Source organism: Stenotrophomonas veracruzanensis, from assembly GCF_032911525.1.
GTDB classification, from domain to species: Bacteria; Pseudomonadota; Gammaproteobacteria; order Xanthomonadales; family Xanthomonadaceae; genus Stenotrophomonas; species Stenotrophomonas africana.
Genome location: NZ_JAWJTI010000009.1, coordinates 1 through 24,416, shown reverse-complemented (window position 1 = coordinate 24,416; position 24,416 = coordinate 1). Strand labels below are relative to the sequence as shown.

Here is a 24,416-nt window from a genome sequence, read left to right as displayed (position 1 = left end):
GATGGCTCGCCCTCGCAGGCCCGAAGCGCTGCCGCAGCGGCTGGACCGCCACCGCATCTACGTACTGCCCACCCGCTTCGGGCTGTTCGTCGCCACCCTGCTGGCAGCGATGCTGCTGGGCGCGTTGAACTACAACAACAACCCGGCCCTGCTGCTGGCCCTGCTGCTGGCGGCCGCAGCGATCGCCAGTGCCATCGCCGCGCACCTGCAACTGTCCGGCGTGCAGATCGACGCCATCTCCGCCGAGCCGGTTCCCGCCGGGCAACCGCTGCGGCTGCGCGTGGACCTGTCACTGCGCGATCCCCGCGCACGTCACGGCCTGCACCTGCAGCTGGGCGGCAGCGAGGCCTGGACCCCACTGCCTGCACACGGCCGTGGCGAAGTAGAGCTGGAGGTGCCCAGCGAGCGCCGCGGCTGGCTGGAACTGCCACGCATCCGCCTGTCCACTACGCAGCCGCTGGGGCTGGTGCGGGCATGGTCATGGGTATGGCCGGAACAACCGCTGCTGGTCTATCCACTGGCCGAAACGCTGAGCCCTGCGCTACCGGAGAGTGGCAACGATCCGCTGCATACACGCGCCCATGCCAGCGGCGAAGAGCTGCACCAGCTGCGGCCGTACCGCGCAGGCGATGCACCGCGCAGTATTTCGTGGAAGCACTCGGCGCGCCGCGACAGCCTGCTGGTGCGCGAGTACGAAAAGCCGATCGGCATCGAAGTCATCCTGGACTGGCGCACGCTGGCGCCGTTGGGCCATGAAGCACGCATCGCGCGGTTGGCGCGCTGGGTGGATATGGCCGAGCGCGAAGGCCGCCGCTACACCCTGCTGCTGCCGGCACATCCCCCCTTCGGCCCCGGCCAGGGTGCCAGCCACCATCACCTGTGCCTGCGCGCGCTGGCGTTGATGCCGCATGACTGAGTCCCCTCTCCTGCTTGACCGCACTGCCCGCACCTGGACCCTGGCCAGCGCGGCGCTGGCGCTGTTGCCATTGCTGCTGCAGCTGCCACCACTGCTGGCTGGCGTGATCGCGCTGGCGGCAATCATCACCGCCGCCCTGTCGTGGCGAAGGCAGTTGCCAATGCCGGTGCGCCTGCTGCTGGTACTGGCCATGCTTGCCGCCATCGTCTGGCAGATGGGCATGGTGCGCCCAGGGCGCGATACCGGTTGCGCGCTGCTGGCGGCGATGCTGGCGATCAAGTCCAGCGAGTTGCGCAGCCTGCGTGATGCCCGCAGCCTGCTCGGCTTCGCTCTGTTCTCGCCGTTTGCGGCGTTTCTGCTCGACCAGGGGCCGCTGACAACAGCACTGGCCGCACTGGCCGGGGTCAGCGCATTGCTCGCCCTGCAACGCCTGGCCCAGGATGAAGGCCACGCCGGCCGCCTGCCGCTGCGCGGGCAGCTGCGCGGTGTCGGCCGCCTGCTGGCGATCGGCCTGCCGCTGGCATTGGCCTGCTTCTGGCTGTTCCCACGCCTGGCAACGCCGCTGTGGGGTGTTCCCGAGCGCGCCGTCGGCACGCCGGGGCTGTCCGACAGCATGGAACCCGGCCAATGGCTGGACCTGATGGCCGATGACACCCCGGCGCTGCGCGTGCAGTTCTTTGGTGCTGTGCCCGAGCCGGCACAGCGCTACTGGCGCGGGCCGGTGCTGACCGCCTTCGATGGCCGGCGCTGGACGCGCGACCGGGCCAGCGCGCGACGTCCCGCCGCAGTGGTCGACGCCGGTGCGCAGGGCTGGGACTACCAGATCGACTACGAGCCCACAGACCGCCGCCAGCTGGTGGCGCTGGACCTGCCCAGCCGTGCCCCGGCAGGCAGCACGCTGGACGCGGACATGAGCCTGAGCAGTGAACGCTCGCTGGCCTCGCTCAGCCGCTGGCGACTGCATTCGGCGCCGCCGCAGCGCTTCGACACTGCGCTGTCGCCCTACCTGCGCCGCGCCACGCTGCAGCTGCCCGCCGGCTTCAATCCACGTACGGCAACCCTGGCCCGGCAATGGCGGCAGGATGCCGCCGGCGATGACGAGGCCATCGTCCGCCGCGCGCTGCAATGGATCACCACCGATTTCTCCTACACGCTGGAAACGCCGCCGGCGGGGCGCGATCCGGTTGACGAGTTCCTGTTCGGCTACAAGGCCGGCTTCTGTGAACACTTCAGCTCGGCCTTCGTGGTGCTGATGCGCAACGCCGGCGTCCCGGCACGGGTGGTAACCGGTTTCGCCGGCGGCACCCGCAACCGTATTGGCGACTACTGGGTGGTGCGGCGGATGGATGCCCACGCCTGGGCCGAGGTGTGGCTGCCACAGCGCGGCTGGGTACGGGTCGACCCGACCGCCGCCGTGGCACCGGAACGCATTCTCGACACACTCGACGACCGCTTGCAGGCCGGCACCAACAGCCCGTTGCAGCAGCGCTGGCTGCAGCTGGGGCAGATGGGCGACTGGCTGCGCCGCGGCTGGAACGATCTGGTGCTGTCCTTCGACGCGCGCCGCCAGCAACAGCTGCTCAAGCCGTTCGGGCTGGATGACCTCGGGCCCGGACAGCTGGTCGCCGGCTTTGTGATCGCTGCGTTGCTGGCACTGACGTGGATGGCGTGGCTGTTGGCCCGTGGCGAGCGCGAACGTGATCCGCTGCTGCGTGCCTGGCATGGGCTGGGCCGGCGCTATGCCCGCCTCGGGTGGGCCCGGCATCCCCACGAAACCGCAGGCGACTGGGCACACCGGGTGCATGCCCAGCATCCCGATCCGGCCCTGCTCACGCTCAGCCAGCGTTTCGCTGATGCGCGTTACGCTGGAACTTGCACCGACCTCGCTTCATTATTGCGGGACCTGCGCAGGCATCGCCCGACTTCCGGAGCCTCCCCATGAACACCAAGTTCCTCCTCACCGCTGTGGCCACGCTGGCCCTGTCGGCCTGCGCCACGGCCCCAAAGCCGCTGCAGGGACAGTTCAGCCTGGTCTCCCCGCGCGACTCGGTCGCCACCCAGCAGGTCGGTACGCCGGTCCGTTGGGGCGGTCGCATCATCGAAACCAAGCCCGGCCAAGGCGAGACCTGCTTCCAGATCATCTCGCGCCCGCTCAATGGCAGTGGCCGTCCGAACACCACCTCGTCCGACGCCAGCGACGGCCGCTTCATCGCATGCCGTGCCGGCTTCTATGACCCGGCCGTGTTTGAGGCCGGCCGCGACGTAACCTTCATCGGCAAGATCGACGGCTACCAGAACACCCGCATCGGCGAGTACGACTACCGCCTGCCGAAGCTGTCAGCCGATGTGATCTACCTGTGGCCGGAACAACGCCAGGTCGACGTGGTGCCCTACCCCTATGGCCCGTGGGGCCCGGGCCCGTATGGCCCGTACTGGGGCGGCTACGGCCGTTGGGGCTGGTGGTGATCACCGCCGCACAGGCGTGACGGAAAAGGCCGCCCTCGGGCGGCCTTTCTGCATCCTGTGGATCCATGCGGTGCGCAGGCTCAACGCCCCGGGGTACCGAAGTGCCCCAGCGACGCACCAGCCAGCAGGTGCATGTGGATATGGAACACGGTCTGCCCGGCATCCTCGCGGCAGTTCATCACGATGCGGTAGCCGTCCTGAGCGAAGCCCTCGCGGCGCGCGTACTCGGCGGCAGCCAGCGCCAGCTTGCCGATCAGGTGCGCCTGCGACGGCTGCAGGTCGTCCAGGGTCGGGATGATCTCGTTCTTCGGAATGAACAGCACGTGCACCGGCGCCTGCGGTGCGATGTCCTTGAAGCCGAGCACCTCGTCATCCTCGTAGACGATGGTGGCCGGGATCTCGCGACGGATGATCTTGCTGAAGAGGGTTTCGTTGCTCATGGTCGGCCTCGGCGGGGATGTCTCCCGCATTGTAGGCCGCGCACACCCGGACATGCCGGCCGTTGCTCAATCGCGGAATTCGCTGCGCGTCCCGAACGCGTGCGACAGCGTGCCGCGATCGACGTACTCCAGCTCTCCACCGAGCGGCAGGCCCTGCGCCAGGCGGCTGGGCTGCACCTTGCGTGCACGCGCCAGCTGCGCCAGGTAATGTGCGGTGGCTTCACCTTCGACGGTGGCACTGGTGGCGATGATCAGTTCCTGCACCTCGCCTTCGGCCAGGCGCCGCTCCAGCTGCTCCAGGCCCAGTTCGCGCGGGCCAATGCCATCGAGCGGCGACAGGCGGCCCTGCAGCACGAAGTAGACACCGCGGAAACCGGTGGCGTTCTCGATGGCCAGGCGGTCGGCCGGCGATTCGACCACGCACAGCTGGCTGCGCTCGCGACTGCTGTTGGCACAGGTCGGGCACAGCTCGGTTTCGCTGAAATCGCGGCACTGCGCGCAGTGGCCGATTCGCTCCACCGCCAACGCCAGCACCTCGGCCAGGCGCTGGCCACCTTCGCGCTCGCGCTCGAGCAGGTGATAGGCCATGCGCTGCGCCGTCTTCTGGCCTACGCCAGGCAGCACCCGCAGTGCATCGATCAATTGTTCAAGCAGGGGTGCGGACACGGCGGCATGCTTTGATGGCGTCGAGCAGGCTCGACAGCTACGTGTAGAGTCGAGCGATGCTCGACTGAGGGTTGCAGCGGGCGCCTGCAGCAACAGGCGCCACGCAGAACATCAGAACGGCAGCTTCATGCCCGGCGGCAGCTGCATGCCGGCGGTGGCCGAACCCATCTTCGACTTCGACTCGGCATCGATCTTGTTCGAGGCATCGTTGAAGGCGGCGGCGATCAGGTCTTCCAGCATCTCCGGGTCGCTGGCCAGCGACGGGTCGATGCGCACCTTGCGGCATTCCTTGGCGCCGGTCAGGGTCACGCTGACCATGCCGCCACCGGCGCTGCCGGTCACTTCGATCCTGGCGATTTCTTCCTGGGCCTTCTGCAGGTTTTCCTGCATCTTCTGGGCCTGCTGCATCAGTTGGGCGATGTTTCCGCGCATGGTGTCTTACTCGTCAAAAGAACGGATGGAATCGGAAACAACCCGGGCACCGTGCTGTTGGATCAGCACCTGCACTTCCGGGTCGTCCATGAAAACAGCCTCTGCCACCTGCTGCCGCTCGCCACGCTGGCGATCGGCACGCTGGTGCAGGGTCTCGGCCGGAACGTGTTCGGTTTCCACTGTCTCGACCACGATCTTCGGCGCCTGGCCGAGGGCCTTCTCCAGCATCTCGCCCAGGGCGGCCAGCGCGCGCTCCGAGCGCAGGTATTCAAATCCGGGCGAAAGGCCCAGTTTCAAGGTCCCGTGCTGGCAACTGATGAAGGCAGCGTTGGCCGCCAGCTGCCGCGACGGGCCGCTCAGGCCACTGTTGGCGACCAGATCCAGCCAGTCCTCGGCACTGGCCAGATCGCTGACACCTTCCAGCGGCGCGGTCTCCTGCACTGGCGCGGGCTCAGCCGGCGCGATGGCAATGCCTTCGGTGCGGAACGGGCGCTCGGACGGTGCAGGCTCGCTGGGAGCCGCGACGGGAGCTGGCGGTTCATGCCAGGGCGCCACCATGGCGGCGTCCGGCCCAGCCATCTCGGCTGCCAGCGCCTGGTCACGCGCCTCTGCTTCGTCGGTGGCCCACGGCGGCAGGTCGTCGCCCGCTTCTGCTTCAATGGACGGCGGCGCTGCGGCTTCGGCCTTCACCGGCGGCGGTGACACCGGCTCTTCCACCGGGACCGGCTCGGGCTCCGGCGTCGGGTCAGGTTCGGGTTGCGGGGCCGGCTCAGGCTCAGGGTCGGGTTCGCGCGGCGCGGCCTGCACCGGAGCAGCCACCTGCGCCACCACGGCCGGGCTTGCCGAAGCAGCGGCAGCCGCCGGCGTCGCTTCGTGGGTACCCGCACCGGTGCCACCACCGGCAGCATGGCCACCCGGCACATTGCCTGCACCCTCCACCGACTTCGGCACCGGCGGGACCGCCGCGGCCGGGCGGAACGCCAGCATGCGCAGCACGGCCATTTCAAAGCCCGCGCGCGGGCTCGGCGCCAACGGCAGGTCACGGCGGCCGTTCAAGGCCATCTGATACCAGAGCTGCACCACTTCCGGGCGCAGGCGTTCGGCGAATGCTGCGGCATCCAGGCCTTCGGCAGCCGCTGCGGCACCCGGTACCAGCTGCTGCACCTGGATGCGGTGCAGGCCTTCGGCCAGCGCTTCCAGCACGCCACTCCAGTCCGGCGAGAATTCGGCCAGCGCGGCCACCACCTGCAGCAGGCGCGGGCCATCGCCGTCAGCCAGCGCATCGAGCATCGCCGCCACCTGGGTGCGATCAACCGTGCCCAGCATGGTGCGCACCACGTCCTCGCGCAGCGCGCCGCCGGCATAGGCAATCGCCTGGTCCAGCAGCGACAGGCCGTCGCGCAGGCTACCGTCAGCGGCCTTGGCCAGCTGCACGATGGCACTGCCGTCGGCTTCGATCTCCTCGGCCGCCAGGATGCGGGTCATCTGGCCCTGGATCTGATCCTCATCCAGTCGTTTGAGGTTGAACTGCAGGCAGCGGCTGAGCACGGTGACCGGCAGCTTCTGCGGATCGGTGGTGGCCAGCAGGAATTTCACATGCTCCGGCGGTTCTTCCAGCGTCTTCAGCAGTGCGTTGAACGCCGCCTTGGACAGCATGTGCACTTCGTCGATCAGGTAGACCTTGTACTTGCCACGCGAGGGCATGTACTGCGCGTTCTCGATCACTTCACGCACGTCATCCACACCGGTGTTGGACGCGGCGTCGATTTCCAGCAGATCGATGTAGCGGCCGGCGTCGATGTCCAGGCAGGCCGCGCACTGGCCGCACGGGTCGGCGCTGGTGCCCTGCTCGCAGTTGAGCGACTTGGCGAAGATGCGCGCGATGGTGGTCTTGCCCACGCCGCGGGTGCCGGTGAACAGGAACGCGTGGTGGACCCGGCCGCTGTCCAGCGCATTGCTGAGCGCACGGACCACGTGTTCCTGGCCCACCAGCTCGGCAAAACGCTTCGGACGCCACTTGCGGGCAAGGACGAGATAGGACATCAGGCCACCGTTTTCCATCGGATGTTCCATTGTGCCATGCCTGTCCAGCCCCCTCGCCTCCGGCACAGCTTTCGCAGGTTCCTGGCCGGGGTGCTTGTGAAGTGCCGCGCGGCCCGCTAGAATCTGCGCCCCTGCTGAGGCGTTTGCCGATGGCAGGGATCCGGAGAGGTGTCCGAGTGGTTGAAGGAGCACGCCTGGAAAGTGTGTAAGCGTCTAAACCGCGCTTCGGGGGTTCGAATCCCCCTCTCTCCGCCAGATAAATGAAGAAGCCGCCCAATGGGCGGCTTTTTTATTTATCTGGCGGTACTACCGAACTGAACAGGCCCTGCCGCCGGGGCAGCTCCAACGGTCCGCCCGGCGACGGCGCGCGATCCGCTGCGAGTCACCTGCGCCGGAGCAGTCCCCGCACGCAGACGCCGACGAACGCCAGCCCCAGCAGCATCCACACGACCGTCATTCCCCACAGCGCACCGAACGTATCCAGGACCGGCTCCAGGCGCGGTTGCGCCGGATCGTACAGCACGCGTACCGGCTGTCCAGGCTCATAGCCGAAGATCATGCCGCCCTGCGGGTAAGAGACGCGTTGGCCGGTCGCGGGGGTGAACGCGATCTGCGGATGCGATCCGCCCGCGTTCAGGCGCTCAACCTGGCCATCGACGGCCTGCGCGATCTGCAGGAACTCAAAGCGATGCGTCACTTCGAAGGCGGCCACGGCAAGGATCAACAGCCCCACCGCGCCAAACAGCAGACTGCGCATGACCTGGGCGGTCCGGGAAAGAGAAGGGTCGGGCATCGCTCGGCAGCTCCGTTGCAGGCAGGAAGACGAATGGGGCCGGCGGATCCTGCCGCGCGGTCAGTCCCACGTGTCGAAAGCATAGCCCAGAAGCCGCCGCGCCCCGCTGCACGCCATCGCGGCCGCATGCGCCTCGCCACTGACGCACCCGCCTGGTACAGGCGCCTGTGTTCCGCACAGTCATTCGAGTTGGGCGAAATCATCCGTGAGAAGATCGACTCCGCTCCACGCACCTTGGAACACTTCGGCGCCCCCCTACGGCCTCGTCGTGCGATACCCACTTGAGAAGGACAACGTCTGGACGGTTGCACTGCGCCCGGGCAACGCCATGGCATTTTCCATGAACCTCCGCCTCTACCGCCCCGCCGATGCCAGCGCCTGCCTGTCGATTTTCGACAGCAACGTGCCCACCTACTTCGCGCCCGAAGAGCGCAGCGACTTTGAGCACTTTCTGCAAGAACAGGCCTTGCACTGTGCATTCCAGGTCATCGAGCGAGATGGCAGCATCGTGGCCTGTGGCGGCCTGTCGCGACGCGGCGACGGCAGTGCGGGTTTCTGCTGGGGCATGGTGCAGCGCGCGCTGCACCGGCATGGACTTGGCCGGGAACTGGCGCTGGCACGCCTGCGCCAGGCTGCAGCGGATCCCTCGATCAAGCGCATCGCGCTCAGCACCAGCCAGCACACCCAGGGCTTCTATGCCGGCCTGGGCTTCCAGGTGACGCGGATCGTGCCCGATGGCCACGGCGCCGGGATCGATGCCGTGGAGATGGAGCGGAGGTTCTAGCCCTCCGCCCCGCCCTGGATCCGCAGGCGTGGATCCAACGTCGCCCCACTCTCCTCAGAAGCCCACGCGCAGGTTGATCTGCCCGCCCACGTCGCGGCGGCCATCGCCATGCTGGCCCTGCACGAACATCGACAGCTGGCTGTTGCGGCCGAGGCCCACCGCCACGCCCACCTGGCTGACCAGCGCATTGCGTGCCATCACCGCGCTGTAGACGTCGAAGGCATTGCCACCCACAGCGAAGCGGTTGCGGCTGGCCACATCGGTATCACCCGATGCATGCTGCCAGCCCAGGCCAACCGTCAGCTGCGCCGGGAAGCGCTCGCCGCTGCCCACGTCCCAACGGCCGCGCACGCCCACGGTGCTGACATTGAGCGTGTCCTTGCCGCCTTCCAGCACCAGCGCTGCAGTGCCGCCCTGCTCCACCGCACGATCGCTGTCGACCCAGTGCTTGGTGAACTGCACATACGGCTGCAGTTGGGTCTTGCCATGGGTCCAGGTCCAGCTGCCCTCCACCTGCGCGATGGTCACATCCGAATCCTGGCGGCTGTACAGGGTCTGCCCCAGCAGCGGCACTTCACGCGTGGTGCGCGTGCGGTAATCACCGCGCGACACGCTGCCACCCACCGCAAAGCCGTTGTTCCATTGGCCCTGCGCATACAGGCCGAACGTATTGCCGCGCAGGCGGGCCCTCGAGCTGCGATCGTAAAGGCGCGTATCCAGCCGCTCGTTGCCTGCGGCCGCACCCAGCACCACATGTTCCCCCAGCTGCCAGTCCACACCCGCCATCAGCGCATTGCGGTTGGAGCGGATGTCGTCGCCGTTGCCGTCGCCATCCTGCTTGAACACCTTGCCACTGCCGGCCAGCCAGGCCGAGGCACGCTCGCCACGCACGGTCGGCAGTTCGCTGCCGAGACGTTGGCGGATGCCTTCTTCCAGATAGTTGTCATACAGCAGCACCGCGCGGCTGGCCGCATGCACTTCACCGGACAGCTGGTCGAATGCGCTACGCGCGGTACCGGCGTCATACATCAGCACCGTGTTGTACAGGCCCAGCGCCGGTCCACTCTGCGGCAGGCTGTCCAGCGCCGCGGCCGTGTTGTACTGGTTGCGCGTGTTGGCCACCGTGGTGAACGCTGCGGTCTGCGCCACGTCGATCTGCAGGTTGGCCGTGTTCGCGGTATAGACCGGGGTGATGGTCAGGAAGGCCGACGGCGTGGTCGCCGAGGCGAACTGCCCGCTCACGCCACCACCCGCATTGATCACGGTGTACTGCTGGCCCTGCTGGTAGCTGGTGCTCGGCGAGATGGTGTTCACCTTTACGGTGCTGCCACCCACATTGGCGCTGCCGCCCACCTGTACCGTATCGCTGCCGGTAGCGCCCAGATCGATGCCCAGCGTGCTGCCCGGCGACAGGGTCAGGTTGCCGCCCACTGTGATCGTGCCGGTGCCATTGCCCGCACCGCTGCCGTTGCCCGGGCCATTCCCCGGCGACAGCACACCACCGCTGGATACCGTCACACCACCGCCAGTGCCCCCAATGGTGCCGGTGCCGGACAGCATGGTGCCGCTGCCGATGGTCCACTGGCCGCCGATGTTGCCGGTGACATTCAGGCCACCGCCGGTGACCTGGCCGGTACCGCTGAAACCACCGCTGTTGCCGCCGAGGTTCAGGCTGCCCGGACCGGCCTGCACGATGCTGCCGCCGCCGCTGATGGAGCCGCCCAGGGTGGTGGTGCCACCGGTGTTGATCACCAGGCCACCGTTGTTGGTGATGTTGCCGGTGATCGAGCCGCTGGCGCCGCCGTTGCCGACCTGCACCGTGCCACCCGCATTGATGGTGGTGCCGCCGGTGTAGGTGTTGTTGCCGGTCAGCGTGATGGTGCCGTTGCCGGCCTGGGTCAGGCCACCGCTGCCACTGATGGTGCCGGCGACGGTGGTGTTGCCACCCACGTTGAACACCAGGCTGCCGTTGTTGCTGACGTTGCCGGCGATCGCACCGCTAGCGCCGCCATTGCCAACCTGCAACGTGCCGCCGGTGTTGATGGTGGTGCCACCGGTATAGGTGTTGTTGCCGCCCAGGATCAACGTGCCGCTACCGGCCTGGGTCAGGCCACCGCTGCCGCTGATGGCGCCACCGACCGTGGTATTGCCGGCCACGTTGAACACCAGATTGCCGTTGTTGGTGACGCTGCCACCGATCGCACCGGTCGCGCCGCCATTGCCCACCTGCAGGGTACCGCCCGCGTTGATCGTGGTCGGCCCGGTGTAGGTGTTGTTGCCGGTCACGGTCAGTGTGCCGCTGCCGGCCTGGGTCAGGCCGCCGCTGCCGCTGATGGTGCCGCCCAGCGTGGTGTTACCGGCCACGTTGGACACCAGCGAACCGTTGTTGGTGATGTCACCGACGGTCGACCCCGTCGCACCGCCATTGCCCAGCTGCAGCGTGCCGCCGGCGTTGATGGTGGTACCGCCGGTGTAGGTGTTGGTGCCAGTCAGCAGCAGCGTACCGCTGCCGGCCTGGGTCAGGCCGCCACTTCCACTGATGGTGCCGCCCAGCGCGGTGTTGCCGGCCACGTTGGAAATCAACGCACCATTGTTGGTGATGTCACCGGCGATGGCGCCGGTTGCCCCGCCGTTGCCCACCTGCAGCGTGCCGCCGGTATTGATACTGGTGCCGCCTGTGTAGGTGTTGTTGCCGACCAGGGTCAGCACGCCGGCACCGGCCTGGGTCAGCGCGCCACTGCCACTGATCGCGCCACCGACCGTGGTGTTGCCGCCCACGTTGAATACCAGGCTGCCGTTGTTGGCAACGTTGCCGGTGATCGCACCGGTCGCACCGCCATTGCCCACCTGCAGGGTGCCACCGGCATTGATGGTGGTACCGCCGGTATAGGTGTTGTTGCCGGTCAGGGTCAGCGTGCCGGCACCGGCCTGGGTCAGGCCGCCACTGCCGCTGATGGTGCCGCCCAGCGTGGTGTTGCCTGCCACGTTGGACACCAGCGCACCGTTGTTGGTGATGTCGCCGACGATCGCACCGGTCGCACCGCCGTTGCCGATCTGCAACGTGCCACCGGCATTGATGGTGGTACCGCCGGTGTAGGTGTTGTTGCCGGTCAGCACCAGCGTGCCGCTGCCGGCCTGGGTCAGACCGCCATTGCCACTGACCACCGCACCCACGGTTGCCGTGGTGCCGAGGTTGTAGACCAGGCTGCCGTTGTTGGTGATGTCGCCCAGCACCGAACCGGTGCTGCCACCGTTGCCGATCTGCAGGGTGCTGCCACCGTTGATGGTGGTACCGCCGGTGTAGGTGTTGTCGCCGCTCAGGGTCAGCGTACCGGTACCTCCCTGCACCAGGCCGCCGGTGCCACTGAGGACGCCAGCGAACAAAGTGCTGGCGTTGTTGCCGCCAGTAGTCAGCGTTGCACCTCCCAGCGCCACCGTGCTGCCGGCCACACCGGCCAGGCCGCCGATGCTCTGGTTGCCACCGGCGCTGATATCCAGCGTGCCAGCACCGGCCAGGTTCACCGTGCTGGCACCGGACAGGCTGCCGCCGGCTGCTACCGCCAGCGTGCCGCTGTTGATGGTGGTGGTGCCGGTATAGCTGCTGGCACCGCCCAGGGTCACCGTCGCCGCGCCATCCTTCAGCAGGCCACCGGCACCGCTGATCGGGCCATTCAAGGTCAGCGCATTACTGCCGGCCAGGGTCAGCGTGCCGCCGGCCAGCTGCACGGTGTTGGCCAGTGTCAGCGCGCCGGTGCCGTCCAGGCTGGCGTTGCCGCCTACGGTCAGCGCGCCGGTGCCCAGCGAACCGTCGTTGCCCAGCAGCAGGCCACCGGCATTGAGGGTCACGCCGCCGGTGAAGACGTTGACGCCCGTCAAGCCCTGGATGCCTGCGCCGTTCTTTACCAGGCCACCGGCCCCTCCGATGGTGCCGGCGAACGTGGTATTGCCCACGCCATTGAGGGTCAGCGTGCTGCCGCCCAGCGCCACTGTCGAACCCGCCACGCCTGCCAGCGAACCGATCGCCTGCGCACCACCCGCGCTGATGTCAAAGGCGGTGCCGGCATTGGCCAGGTTCACCGCACCCGTGGCAGCCAGGCTGCCGCCGGCACCGATCGCCAGCGTGCCGGCGTTGATGGTGGTGCCACCGGTGAAGGTGTTGGTGCCGGTCAACGTCTGGGTGCCCGAACCTTCCTTGATCAGGCCACCGGAGCCGGCCACCGAACCACTGAAGGTGCCATCGGTAGGGCCTCCGATCGTCAATGTGTTGGCGCCCAGGTTCACCGTACCGCTGCCGATCAGGGTACCGAACTGCTGCGTGCCGCTGCCCGCTGACAGATCGAAGGTCGCGCCCGTGGCCAGGTTGACGGTGCCCGTGGAGGCCAGGCTGGCGCCAGCACCCAGCGCCAGGGTGCCAGCGTTGATGAAGGTACCGCCGGTATAGGTGTTGGCACCATTCAAGGTCAGCGTCGCGGCACCCTCCTTGGTCAGTGAGCCGGTACCACTGAGGATGCCGTTGAGGGTGAGGTTGTTGCTGCCCAGCACAGTCAGTCCGGCATTGAGCGTGAAGTTGTTGGCAAGCGTGATCGCGGTGTTCGAATCCAGTGTGGCGTTGCCGCCCACGGTCACCGCACCGGTACCGAGCGCGTCGTTGTTGCCGACCACCAGGCCACCGGCGTTGAGTGCGACGCCGCCGCTGAAGGTGCTGGCGCCGTTGAGCGTCTGCACGCCCGCGCCGTTCTTGACCAGGCCGCCATTGCCACTGATCGCACCGTTGAAGGTGCTGTCAACGGCACCGCCCAGGGTCAGCGTGCTGCCGCCCAGCGCCACCGTACTGCCGGCGACGCCAGCCAGCGAACCGATGGCCTGGTTGCCCGCCGAAATGTCGAACGTGCCGGCACCGGCAAGATTCACTGCGCCGGTGGAAGCCAGGCTGCCGCCGGCACCGATGGCCAGCGTGCCGCTGTTGATGGTGGTACCGCCGGTGTAGGTGTTGGCACCGGTCAGGGTCACCGTGGCCGCACCATTCTTGATCAAGCCACCGCCACCACTGATGACGCCACCCAGCGTGAGCGCGTTGCTGCCGAGCAGGTTGAGGTTGGCACCAGCAGTGAGGTTGACGGCATTGCCAAGCGTCACCGCCAGGCTGCTGTCCAGCGTCGCGTCGGCACCGACGTTCAACACGCCGCTACCCAGCGCCGCGTTGTTGCCGACCACCAGCCCACCGCCGTTCAATGCCACGCCGCCGTTGAACAGGTTGGCCCCGCCGAGCGTGAGGATGCCGACGCCATTCTTGACCAGGCCGCCGGTGCCGGAGATCGCGCCATCGAAAGTGCTGTTGCCAACGCCGCCCAGGGTCAGCGTCTGCGCCCCAAGGCTCACCGTCGAGCCCGCCACCCCGTTCAACGCCCCGATGGTCTGGTTGGCGCCGGCAGTGGAGATATCGAAGCCTGTGCCTGCCGCATTGAGCGTCACCGCACCGGTCGCGGCCAGACTGCCGCCGGGGCCGATCGCCAGCGTACCGGCATTGATGAAAGTGCCGCCGGTATAGGTGTTGGCACCGGTCAGCGTCTCGATGCCGGCACCGACCTTGGTCAGGCCACCGGTCCCTGCGATCGAGCCACTGAAGGTGCCATCGGTGGCACCGCCGACCTCGATCGAGTTGGCGCCGAGATTCACCGTACCGTTGCCGATCAGGGTTCCGAACTGCTGCGTGCCACTGCCGGCAGAGAGATCCAGCGTGGCACCGGTGGCGAGGTTCACGGTACCGCTCGCCGACAGGCTGGCACCGGCCCCCAGCGCCAGCGTGCCGGCGTTGATGTTGGTGCCACCGGTATAGGTATTGATGCCATTCAAGGTCAGCGTTGCGCTGCCATTCTTGGTGAGGCTGCCGGTACCGGAAAGGACGCCGTTGAGCGTCAGTGCATTGGTCCCGATTACGGTCAGCCCGGCGTTGAGCGCGATGTTGTTGGCCAGCGTTGCCAGGCCGGTGGTATCCAGTGTGGCGACACCGCCGACCGTCAACGCACCGGAGCCCAGCGCTGCGTCATTGCCGAGTACCAGTCCACCTGCATTCAGTGTCACACCGCCGGCAAAGGTGTTGGCGCCGGACAATGTCTGTACGCCCGCACCCACCTTGACCAGACCGCCACCGCCGCTGATCACGCCATCGAACGCGGCGTTGCCGGCGGTACCGAAGGTCAACGAATTGCCGCCCAGCGTCAGCGTGCTTCCACCCGCTCCGTTGAGTGCACCGATGGTCTGGTTGCTGCCGGCGCCGGAGATATCGAAGCCAGCGCCTGCGCCCAGCGTGACGTCACCCGCCGCAGCCAGGCTGCCGCCCGTGCCCAGCGCCAGCGTGCCGGCATTGATGGCGGTACCACCGGTGTAGGTGTTGGCACCGGACAGGGTCAGCGTGGTAGCGCCGTTCTTGATCAGGCTGCCGTTGCCTCCGACCACACCCGACAGCGTCAACGCATTGCTGCCCGGCAACGTCAGTGCAACGCCCGAGCCCAGCGTGACCGCATTGCCGAGCGTCACCGCCGCGCCCGCATCCAGCGTGGTACTGGCATTCACCGCCAGCGCGCCGGTACCAAACGCACCATCCGCACCGACCACCAGGCCACCACCGTTCAAGGTCAGGCCGCCACCAAACGTATTGGTGTTGTTGAGCGTCAGCAGGCCGGTGCCGTTCTTGACCAGGCTGCCGTTGCCGCTCAGCACGCCTCCGAACGCAACGTCATTGGTCCCGCCCAGGGTAAGCTGGGTGCCGGCACCGAAGTTCACCGCGTTGGCCAGGTTCAGCGCCACGGTGCTGTCGAGCGTGGTGGTTCCGCCGATGGCCAGCGCACCCGTACCAAGCGCGCTGGTGTTGCCGAGAATCAGGCCACCCGCATTGAGCGCAAGGCCGCCACTGAAGGTGTTTGCACCGGACAGCGTCTGCACGCCCGTGCCGGTCTTGACCAAACCGCCGGTGCCTCCGATCACACCGGCAAAGCCGCCGTTGCTGGCGCCGCCAAAGGTCAGTGACTGCGCGCCCAGCGCCAGCTGGCTGCCTGCGACGCCGTTGAGCGCGCCGATGGTCTGCGCCGTGGCGGCTGCGGAGATGTCCAGCGTCGCACCGGCGCCAGCAAGATCCACCGCACCGGCCGCGGCAAGGCTACCGCCGGCTCCCAGCGCCAGCGTGCCGGCGTTGACGGTGGTACCACCGCCGAAGGTGTTGGCGCCGGACAGCGTGAGGCGCGCTGGGCCGTCCTTGATCAACCCACCCGCACCGAATACCGGACCGGTCAGCGTCAGGTCATTGCTGCCCAGCACGGAGAGGTTGGCACCGGCAGCGAGGCCGATGTTGTTGCCTACGGTAAGCGCCGATGCTGCATCCAGCGAAGCGTTGCCACCCACATCCAGCTGCCCGGTACCCAGCGCCTGCGCATTGCCCAGCTGCAGTACGCCTGCGTTGAGGCCGACACCTCCGCTGAAGGTGTTGGGCCCATTCAATGCCAGTGTCGCCGCGCCGTTCTTGACCAGGCCGCCAGTGCCGCTGATGACCCCATCCAGCGACACGTTCTGGCTGCCCAGCAGGTTCAGTACGGCACTGGTCCCGAGGTTCACGCTGTTGGCCAGGTTCAGCGCCACCGAACTGTCCAGCGTGGTGTTGGCCCCCACCGACAATGCACCGGTGCCCAGCGCGCCGGCGTTGCCCAGCAGCACGCCGCCGCCGTTGACGGTCAGCCCGCCACCGAAGGTATTGCCGCCATTGAGGGTCAAGGTGGTGGCGCCGTTCTTCACCAGGCCACCCGCGCCGGACACCACGCCGCCCAGGGTGATGGCCTGCGTGCCCGGCAGTGTCAGCAAGGCACCGCCGCCGAGCACGACATCATTGGCCAGGTTCAGCGGGCCACTGCCGTCCAGCGAAACAATCCCGCCGACGCTCAGCGCCCCCGTACCCAGCGCTCCACTGTTGCCCAGCAGCAGACCGCCGGCGTTTGCGTTCAGTCCACCGCTGAAGGTGTTGGTACCGTTCAAGGTCAGTGTGGATGCGCCGTTCTTGACCAGGCTGCCGGTACCGGTGATGTTGCCACCCAGGGTCAGGTTCTGGCTGCCCGGCAGGGTCAGCGCTGCACCGAGGTTGATCGCATTGCCCAGGTTGAGCGCAGCAGTGGTATCCAGCGAACCGTTGCCACTGACCGTCAGCGCACCGCTTCCCAGCGCACCGGCGTTGCCCAGCACCAGGCCACCGGCCGCAAGATTCACTCCACCGCTGAAGGTATTGGCGCCGGTCAGCGTCTGCACGCCGGTGCCCTGCTTGACCAGGCCGCCGGTGCCGCCGATCACACCGCCGAAGGTCTGGTTGGTGGCATCACCGAAGGTGAGCGTACTGCTGCCCAATGTCACCGTGCTGCCGACGACGCCGGACAGCGCACCGATGGTCTGGTTGCCGCCCAGCGAGATGTCGAGGTCGGCGCCCGCGCCGGCCAGACTCACCGCCCCGGTTGCCGCCAGGCTGCCGCCACTGGCCAGCGCCACCTTGCCTGCGTTCACGTTCAGGCCGCCGGTGAACGCGTTGGCCCCGCCCAGCGTCAGCGTGGAGGCACCGTTCTTGACCAGGCTGCCGGTACCACCGATCACGCCGCCCAGCGTCAGCGCGTTGCCCCCCAGCACATTGAGCGAACCACCCAACCCCAGGTTGATGCCATTGCCCACGGTCAATGCCGAGCTGGCATCAAGCGTCACTGCACCACCGACGTTCAATGCGCCGGTTCCCAACGCGCCGCCGTTGCCGAGCATCAGCCCACCGGCGGTGAGCGACAGCCCTCCACCAAACGTGTTGGCGTTGTTGAGGGTCAGGGTGGCCGCGCCGTTCTTGACCAGGCCGCCGGTACCACCGATCGCGCCGTTGAAGGTCAGCGCCTGGTTTCCGGACAGATTGAGGATGCTGCCCGCGCCCAGATTGACCGCGTTGGCGAGAGCGAGCGCCCCCGTGCCATCGAGGGTGACGTTGCCGCCGACACTGAGTGCGCCGGTGCCCAGCGCGCCTGCATTGCCCAGCAGCAGCCCACCGCCGTTGAGCGCGACGCCACCGGTGAAGGTATTGGCACCAGACAGGGTCTGGGTACCCGTACCGACCTTGACGAGCGCGCCACCGACACCGCCGATGACGCCGGAGAAGCTGGTGCTGGTGTTCAGGCCACCCAGCGTGAGGCTGCGCGCGCCGAGGTTGAGCGTACCGGCGCCGGCAAGCGAACCAATGGTCTGGTTGGTGGCAAGCGAAAGATCCAGGTTGGTGCCTGCGCCCACCGAGATCGCGCCCGTCGGCGACAGGCTGCCACCGGCGCCCAATGCCAGCGCCCCCCCGGTGACCGAGAAGGAGCCCGTGAGCAGGTTGGCACCATTCAAGGTGAGCGTACCCGGACCGGCCTTGACCAGGTTGCCGGCGCCGGAGATGGAACCGTTGAGGCCAAGGCTGTTGTTGCCGAGCAGGTTGAGCGTGCCGCCCCCGCTGACGATCAGGTTGTTGCTCAGGTTGAACGCGGCGGTGGTGTCCAGCGACGCCGTGCCACCCACGGTGAGGGCGCCGGAGCCGAGAGCCCCCGCATTGCCCAGCAACAGGCCACCGGCATTGAGATTGACCCCGCCCGAGAACAGGTTGGCACCGCCGAGAGTGACGATGCCGGTGTTGTTGACCGTCAGCCCACCGACGCCCGAAAGGACGCCCCCCAGCCCGAACGCATTGGTCCCGCCGAGGGAAAGGTTGCCGCCAAGGTTGAAGGCGTTGGTCAGGCTCAGGCCCGCCGTGGAGGCGGCAATGGCGCCGCCGTTGGCCGTGAACAGCCCCGTGCCGAAGGAACCGGCATTGTTGAAATTGACCAGACCGTCATTGAGTGTCGTGGGTCCGGTTCCGGTCCATGCGCCCTGCAGGTTCCAGGTACCACTGTTGACGGTCAGCTTCCGGAAGTTGAGGTACTGGTTCCACCCCAGCGTTGTCACCGCTCCACCGGTGCCGGATCCCGTACCGGAAGCGCTGTTCTGCAGCACCAGTGTGTTGTTGGTGGCACCGCTGCCGATACCGGCATCGACCGATCCCGCAGCCGCAACCTTCACCCCGGTAACACCGGTAATCACACCGGCAAGGGCGGTGCCGCCGCCGGCCACAACGCTGGAACCGGACACTGCGGTGAAGGTATTTCCGCCGGTTGAATCACCCAGGTGAACGCTGCCGCTGACCGCCCCCGCATTGAGGAACGCGTTGCCTCCAGAAGCACCCAGGCCGACGCGCCCGTCGATGGTGCCTGTGTTGGTCACGTTGGCTGCCGCGCCACCATAGGTCACCACCGTGGTCGCGTCGGAAACGCTACCTGCACCGATCAATGACGTGCTGATCAGGCCAGCGTTGTTGATGGTGGTGGTGCCGTTGACATTCTGTGCCACCAGCGCCTGTCCACCAAAGCCCAGCAGCGTTGCGATGTTGACGACACCCTTGATCTGTCCGCTGGCGTTGTTGTTGACGACGATCGCGCTGTTGTTGGCAGAACCATTGCCGATGACCAGGCCGGGAGAGGCGAGGATGATCGAGCTTGGATCGATCGTGCCATTGTTGTTGACCGTCACGTTGTCGCCGGTCAGCGTTGCTGCGTTGCCGCCACCTACGATCGGTGGCGTACGCAGCAACGCACCCGAGGCGATGTTCAGCGTGAGGCCGTTGGTCGCGTTGGAGTAGTTGTTGATGTTGGTGGTACCGTCGCAGTCGACGGTGGTGGTGCCTGTGCACGCTGCGAATGCCGAGCCACTGGCCAGTGTGGCCGCCAGCGCAACCGTCAACTGGTGCGCCCGCAATCGCGGCATCCGTGCCGTGCAGACCGCACTTCCGCCAGGATTCTGGGCGACCTCCGAAGCAACCTGCATTACCCCAAGGGCACGATTGAAAACCAGACGGTAAATGCGGTTCATCGGTAAATCTCCATGAAAAGACCGGATGGCACAGCTGGCAGTTTTTTTGGAGACAATGCGACCCACCCCGGCTCCCAATACGGGAACAAGGTTTGAAGGCATTAACTCCTGAAAATCTTCACATCTTCACGCGATCACACCCGGGGACAGGTACGACAGCGTGTCCCTCAAGGCGAAAACTCCCCGATTTCGCCCGACGAATGGCGGCACTGTGCGACCGACAGCGCCAGCGGCATGTGAATCACGCTCGCTATTTTTATGACGTGCGTCAAATAAAACGGGCGGACAAAATAGTTTTGCCGAAAATGCATATCGCTGCATGCGGCGGAGAATCCATTCCCCGCCATGAGTAAATAAATTCAGCTACTGGAGAGTTTCATCAGCACCAGGCCGGAAACGATCAGCGCCGCGGCCCCGATCCGCATCGGGCTGACCTGCTCACCCAGAAACACGATGCCGACCACGAACGCGCCGACCGCGCCGATGCCGGTCCAGATCGTGTAGGCAGTGCCCAACGGCAGGCTGCGCATGGCCACCGCCAGCAGCCAGAAGCTGGCGATCATGCCGATGATCGTGACCACGGTGGGGGTAAGCCTGGTGAAGCCTTCGGACTGCTTCATGGACACGGCCCAGACGATTTCCAGCAGGCCGGCAAACAACAGATAGATCCAGGCCATGACGGCCCTCCTCTTGGTAGGGCCAGGCCGTCCTGGTCATTGATTCCCGATGCGGGGGAGGTCGTTCCTCCTGGCCGGCATTCTAGCAACGGCGGCCAGCCCCGGCCGCCGTTGCCGGGAACGGGTTACAGCCGATTCAGTGCGTGAAGCTGGCGCCGATGTACCTGCCTGCGCTATAGTTGCGGTCTGCCATCGGCCAGCCGATGTGCAGTCCGGCTGTGGTCTCCGGCGCATCGCGCGCTGCTTCCCCTGATCCGTGAACCGGCCGCCTGCTGGGCGGCCAACGTCTCTATGGTGGCCCCGTCGGCCCCTCGCGACGCTAGGTCGAAAATCCCGCCAGGGCCGGAAGGCAGCAACGGTATCGATCGACGCGGGCGCCGAGGTCAGCCGGCGGGGCCATCGCCTTTTTGCGGCGACGCCCCGCCTCTGATAGATACCAAGCTTGGTTGGCGCCCCTTGCCGGGCATGGTCCGGTGCTACGGTGCCTCGGGCGTGCCCTGATGGAACACCATGCGCCACCGTTGCCCCTGCCGGCGCCACAGCGAGCTGCGCAGCACCCAGCGCTGCGCCTGCCCATCGACGTGATGGCGGCTGCGGTAGCGCACCTGGGCCAGACCGTCGGCCAACAACCACACCGCGTACTGTTCCGATTCGATCAGCACCTGCGCGCGCTCCAACGGGATCTCCTGCAACGCCGCATCACGGCCGTAGCATTGCCCGGAACTGCCGATCTCGCTGAAATCCTCGTCCAGCAGGGCCGCAAGGGACTCGCGATCACCCCGCACCTGCGGCGCATGCAGCGCGCGTTCCAGCGCCTCCAGTTCGGCGGCCAGCGCCACGTCGGCGTGCTGGCCAGCACCGCTCACGGCGGATCCTGCGCCAGCACGTGCGGTGCAGTGGGGGTGGCCAGCGGCACGCACTGCCCCGGCTGCGCCACGCGATGCCCCCGCGCGGCCAGCGCCTGGCCATCGGCCACGCTCGCATAGTGGTAGAGCATCATCCGCGCCTGCAGTTCCGCGCTGTACTCGCGCTCCAGGTCGTCCACGCCGGTATGCGACGGGTTGCCGTGCAGGCCGCAGTCGTGCGCGATCAGTTCGTTGTCATTGGCGAAGCGGGCCAGCATCTCCGGAACCGGCCGGGTATCACCGCTCCAGGTCAACGCGCCCTGCAGGCGCAGGCCATAGGCCGTCTCCGGCCAGTGGTGGCGCACCGGAAACACCTCCAGGCGCACCCCCTCATGCCAGAACGCCTCGCCCACCACGACCAGCTGGAAGGCATCCCAGAAGTTCGCCCCGCCCTCGGCCAGCACGTTCGGATAGTCACCGATACGCCTGTGCAGCAGCGGCACCACCGTGGCGGGCACGTACAGGCGCACCTTGCCGCGCCGGTGGGAATTGAAGAAGGTGTCGACGAACAGCCGCTCAAAGCCCGCCACGTGGTCCAGGTGCACATGGGTGACGAACAACGCCTGCGGCATGTGGCCGTAGTGCGCCTTGAACGCGGTCAGGCCTTCACCGCCACAGTCGATGGTCAGCCACGGACGCCCGTCCCGCTCGATCACCGACATCGGTGATCCCAGCTCGACCGCCGACGCATTGCCGACGCCGAGGAAACGCAACGACCAGTCCATCAGGTGCCCCGGTTCCAGGCCATGTCATAGGCGCGGCGCAGCCGCGCGTAGTCCTTCTGTACGTCTTCCATGCTGCGCTCGCCGCGCAGCTTGATCAGCGAGCGCAGCAGGCGCTTGAGATTGCGTTCGCGCCAGCCGGTGGCCGGGATGCGGATCACCCCACGGTCGAAGTCGATCAGCCAGCCATGGCCACTGCCATCAAACAGGATGTTGTGCGCGTTGAGGTCGGCATGGTCCAGGCCGGCACGGTGGAAACGGGCGATCAGCCGTCCGGTCTCCTCCCAGGGGGCGCCCCGGCCGGTGACCAATGCCCGGTCGGCCAGCGAGCGCACGCCCTCGAGCCGCTCCATCAGGATCGCGGCCCGATAGCGAAGGCCCTCGCGCATGTAGAACGCAGCGATCGGCCGTGGCACCGGCAGCTTTTTCTCGCGCAGTGCGCGCATCAAGCGGAATTCAGCGAAGCTGCGGGTCCGGTCCGCGCCACGCCAGAGGTACTGGTCGTGGCTGATACGGGCCGCCATGCCGCCGCGCAGGTAATGGCGCAGCACGCTGGCACCGAACGGCGCATCGACGAACCAGGCGCTGCCGCGCCCGCCCTCGTCCACCGGCCGGGCCTTGCTGCCCCAGTGCTGGGGCGAGAACAGGCCGATCTCGGCTTGCCGCAGCCGCTCGCGGTCGAACAGAATGGCCCCGATGCCGCGACCCTCGCGGCATGGCGTCAGCGCTTCATTGGCGTCGAATGCGACCATTTCATTGAGTCTAACAACACATGGCATCAGCGTCCTCCTCCTTGTGCCTCCTGCGCTTGTCCGCACTTGGCGATGTCACCCACGTGGTGCCCCTCGTGCGCACCCTGCAGGCCGCACGCCCGGACACGCCGATCCACTGGATCATCGACAAGGCCGGCCACAAGCTGCTCGACGGCCTGCCCGGCATCACCTTCCATGCCTACGACAAGAAAAGCGGCATGGCCGGGGTCAAGGAACTGCGCAGGCAGCTGCCGCCCGGGCGCTTCGAAGCGCTGCTGCAGATGCAGGTGGCGTTCCGCGCCAACCTGCTGTCGGCCTTCATTCCCGCAGAGCGTCGCATCGGCTACGACCGCAGCCGATCAAAGGATCTGCACGGCCTGTTCATCAACGAGCGCATCCCGGACCGCCCCGGCATCCACGTGCTGGACGCCATCGGCAGCTTCTGTGAACCCCTTGGCCTGCGCCAGACCGAGGTCAGCTGGGACCTGGCCGTACCGCAGTCCGCGTATGAGTGGGCCGCCGCGCAATGGCAGGACGATGGCCGACCGGTACTGATGATCTCGCCCTGTTCCAGCCACGTGCGCCGCAACTGGTATGCAGACCGCTATGCAGCCGTGGCCAACCATGCCGCACAGCGCGGTTGGCGGGTGGTGCTGTGCGGTGGGCGCAGCGAACTGGAGCGCAGCATGGCCGATGCCATCCAGGCGCAGCTGCACACACCGGCGCTGGACCTGGTCGGCAAGGACACCTTGAAGCAGCTGCCGGCGCTGCTGGCCCGCGCCAATCTGGTGATGACTCCGGACTCGGGCCCGATGCACATCGCCAACGCGATGGGCGCCAAGGTACTGGGCCTGCATGCGGCCAGCAATCCGAACCGCAGCGGCCCCTATTCCGACCGCCGCTACTGCGTGGACCGCTACGATGATGCCGCGCGCAAGTACCTGGCCAAGCAGGCCGCGGATCTGAAGTGGGGCACCAAGATCGAGTTCGACGATGTGATGGAACTGATCACCGTCGACGACGGTATCGCCGCGTTCGAACGCTACGTCGCCGACCACCTGGGGTGAGCGGCAGGCCCCATCCACGCATGGTGTGGATCCACTCTTTGGCCGGGATTACGCGCGCTGCGCGTAATCCTGGTAGGACTTTTCTTCCACGTACGCCGAACCCAGCGCCAGGTTGATAGCCTTCTTGATGCGCGCGCGTTCGTCGTTGCGCAGGTAGACGCTGCGCGCCAGGTCGATGAAACCCTGGTCGAACGCCTGCGCCTTCTCCTTCAGCCGGATGTCGTCCTCGATGTCCCACAGCTGCTCGTTGACCGCTTTCAGCTCGGCACGCAGCTTGGCGATGTCTTTCACCGCCGCCGGGTGCGCCATCCAGGTCTGCTCCAGCACCGACAGCTCCTTGCGCACATTGGCCAGCTTGCCCTCGTCGCTGATGCGCTCGGACTTGATCTGCAGGATCGAGATCTTGTCCAGCAGCTCGCCGAATGAAACGGGGACGAGGATTTCAGCGGTCATGGGAAAAAGCTCCAGCAGGTGATGCAGGCAGTTTAACCCGCAGCTCGCGATGAAATGGGTACATCCACGCCATACGTGGATGGTCCAGCTCGGCAGGAACAGCATCCACGCATGACGTGGATCTACGGATGCATCTGGAGGAACAAGCCCCTCTGTTGAGGGGCTGCCCCGACAGGGGCGGGGAGAGGCCGGCAAAGGGAGGGGCCCGAACGTTGCACGGCAACGTTTGGGGCGACGCACAAAGCGCGTCGCGTCCCGCGCCAGATCAGGACATGGTCACTACAGCTCAACTCGCGCTGTCCATCCACGCATGACGTGGATCTACGGATGCATCTGGAGGAACAAGCCCCTCTGTT

16 protein-coding genes, 1 tRNA gene and 1 other RNA gene are annotated in these 24,416 nt (G+C 67.0%); 7 read left to right on the top strand and 11 right to left on the bottom strand.

Features of this window, described 5'->3' with window-relative positions; translation table 11 throughout:
* Window position 1: 1 nt before the first annotated feature.
* From R1H25_RS08615 to R1H25_RS08605, 3 genes are read left to right on the top strand one after another with little or no spacing between them, the layout of a single operon-like run.
* Window positions 2–916 (top strand): DUF58 domain-containing protein, encoded by a 915-nt coding sequence (locus R1H25_RS08615; protein WP_170935804.1) that lies wholly within the window; start codon window positions 2–4, stop codon window positions 914–916.
* Window positions 909–2,858: a DUF3488 and transglutaminase-like domain-containing protein gene (locus R1H25_RS08610; RefSeq protein WP_317223360.1), complete on the top strand. Its 1,950-nt coding sequence runs from the start codon at window positions 909–911 to the stop codon at window positions 2,856–2,858. Before R1H25_RS08615 ends, R1H25_RS08610 begins: the two co-directional genes overlap by 8 nt.
* A complete protein-coding gene (locus tag R1H25_RS08605) occupies window positions 2,855–3,382 on the top strand; it encodes a Slp family lipoprotein (RefSeq protein WP_005408301.1) in 528 nt (175 codons plus the stop codon). The genes R1H25_RS08610 and R1H25_RS08605 overlap by 4 nt, the downstream gene beginning before the upstream one ends.
* Before the next feature lie 80 nt (window positions 3,383–3,462).
* Here R1H25_RS08605 and R1H25_RS08600 read toward each other — a convergent pair whose 3' ends face one another.
* The 4 genes from R1H25_RS08600 to dnaX form a co-directional block, all read right to left on the bottom strand.
* A complete protein-coding gene (locus tag R1H25_RS08600; RefSeq protein ID WP_010483842.1) occupies window positions 3,463–3,822 on the bottom strand; it encodes a histidine triad nucleotide-binding protein in 360 nt (119 codons plus the stop codon).
* Between the two features lie 66 nt (window positions 3,823–3,888).
* The gene (gene recR, locus R1H25_RS08595; protein ID WP_057501949.1) at window positions 3,889–4,488 is read right to left on the bottom strand and encodes a recombination mediator RecR; all 600 of its coding nucleotides are present in this window, start codon (window positions 4,486–4,488) and stop codon (window positions 3,889–3,891) included.
* Between the two features lie 111 nt (window positions 4,489–4,599).
* Window positions 4,600–4,920 (bottom strand): YbaB/EbfC family nucleoid-associated protein, encoded by a 321-nt coding sequence (locus R1H25_RS08590; protein WP_010483846.1) that lies wholly within the window; start codon window positions 4,918–4,920, stop codon window positions 4,600–4,602.
* Window positions 4,921–4,926: 6 nt separating this feature from the next.
* A complete protein-coding gene (gene dnaX / locus R1H25_RS08585; RefSeq protein ID WP_317223403.1) occupies window positions 4,927–6,981 on the bottom strand; it encodes a DNA polymerase III subunit gamma/tau in 2,055 nt (684 codons plus the stop codon).
* A gap of 144 nt (window positions 6,982–7,125) precedes the next feature.
* On the opposite strand from dnaX, the gene R1H25_RS08580 reads away from it, so the two are divergent.
* Window positions 7,126–7,218, top strand: a tRNA-Ser gene (locus tag R1H25_RS08580).
* A gap of 127 nt (window positions 7,219–7,345) precedes the next feature.
* Here R1H25_RS08580 and R1H25_RS08575 read toward each other — a convergent pair.
* Window positions 7,346–7,720 carry a DUF3592 domain-containing protein gene (locus R1H25_RS08575; RefSeq protein ID WP_317223359.1) on the bottom strand — a complete coding sequence of 125 codons (375 nt, stop codon included), beginning with the start codon at window positions 7,718–7,720 and terminating at the stop codon, window positions 7,346–7,348.
* A gap of 376 nt (window positions 7,721–8,096) precedes the next feature.
* Here R1H25_RS08575 and R1H25_RS08570 point away from each other — a divergent pair, with 376 nt between their 5' ends.
* On the top strand, window positions 8,097–8,540 hold the full coding sequence (locus R1H25_RS08570; RefSeq protein WP_317223358.1) for a GNAT family N-acetyltransferase: 444 nt from the start codon (window positions 8,097–8,099) through the stop codon (window positions 8,538–8,540).
* Between the two features lie 54 nt (window positions 8,541–8,594).
* Here R1H25_RS08570 and R1H25_RS08565 read toward each other — a convergent pair whose 3' ends face one another.
* Window positions 8,595–19,484 carry an autotransporter-associated beta strand repeat-containing protein gene (locus R1H25_RS08565; protein ID WP_317223357.1) on the bottom strand — a complete coding sequence of 3,630 codons (10,890 nt, stop codon included), beginning with the start codon at window positions 19,482–19,484 and terminating at the stop codon, window positions 8,595–8,597.
* 359 nt (window positions 19,485–19,843) lie between these two features.
* Window positions 19,844–20,161, bottom strand: coding sequence for a quaternary ammonium compound efflux SMR transporter SugE (gene sugE, locus R1H25_RS08560; RefSeq protein ID WP_049444051.1), 318 nt, complete (start codon window positions 20,159–20,161; stop codon window positions 19,844–19,846).
* Between the two features lie 300 nt (window positions 20,162–20,461).
* Between sugE and ffs the strand changes: the two genes are divergently transcribed.
* Window positions 20,462–20,558, top strand: an RNA gene (ffs, locus tag R1H25_RS08555) — signal recognition particle sRNA small type.
* A gap of 79 nt (window positions 20,559–20,637) precedes the next feature.
* Here the strand turns inward: ffs and R1H25_RS08550 are convergent.
* From R1H25_RS08550 to R1H25_RS08540, 3 genes are read right to left on the bottom strand one after another with little or no spacing between them, the layout of a single operon-like run.
* Window positions 20,638–21,027 carry a DUF4440 domain-containing protein gene (locus tag R1H25_RS08550; RefSeq protein ID WP_049444049.1) on the bottom strand — a complete coding sequence of 130 codons (390 nt, stop codon included), beginning with the start codon at window positions 21,025–21,027 and terminating at the stop codon, window positions 20,638–20,640.
* Entirely contained in the window at window positions 21,024–21,791 is a 768-nt protein-coding gene (locus tag R1H25_RS08545; RefSeq protein ID WP_317223356.1) for an MBL fold metallo-hydrolase, read from the bottom strand. Before R1H25_RS08545 ends, R1H25_RS08550 begins: the two co-directional genes overlap by 4 nt.
* Complete coding sequence (locus R1H25_RS08540) at window positions 21,791–22,540, bottom strand: 3-deoxy-D-manno-octulosonic acid kinase (protein WP_049444045.1); 750 nt, start codon at window positions 22,538–22,540, stop codon at window positions 21,791–21,793. Before R1H25_RS08540 ends, R1H25_RS08545 begins: the two co-directional genes overlap by 1 nt.
* Before the next feature lie 20 nt (window positions 22,541–22,560).
* Between R1H25_RS08540 and R1H25_RS08535 the strand changes: the two genes are divergently transcribed.
* Window positions 22,561–23,607: a glycosyltransferase family 9 protein gene (locus R1H25_RS08535; protein ID WP_317223355.1), complete on the top strand. Its 1,047-nt coding sequence runs from the start codon at window positions 22,561–22,563 to the stop codon at window positions 23,605–23,607.
* A gap of 48 nt (window positions 23,608–23,655) precedes the next feature.
* Here R1H25_RS08535 and R1H25_RS08530 read toward each other — a convergent pair whose 3' ends face one another.
* Window positions 23,656–24,060, bottom strand: coding sequence for a DUF6165 family protein (locus tag R1H25_RS08530; RefSeq protein ID WP_317223354.1), 405 nt, complete (start codon window positions 24,058–24,060; stop codon window positions 23,656–23,658).
* Between the last annotated feature and the right edge of the window lie 356 nt (window positions 24,061–24,416).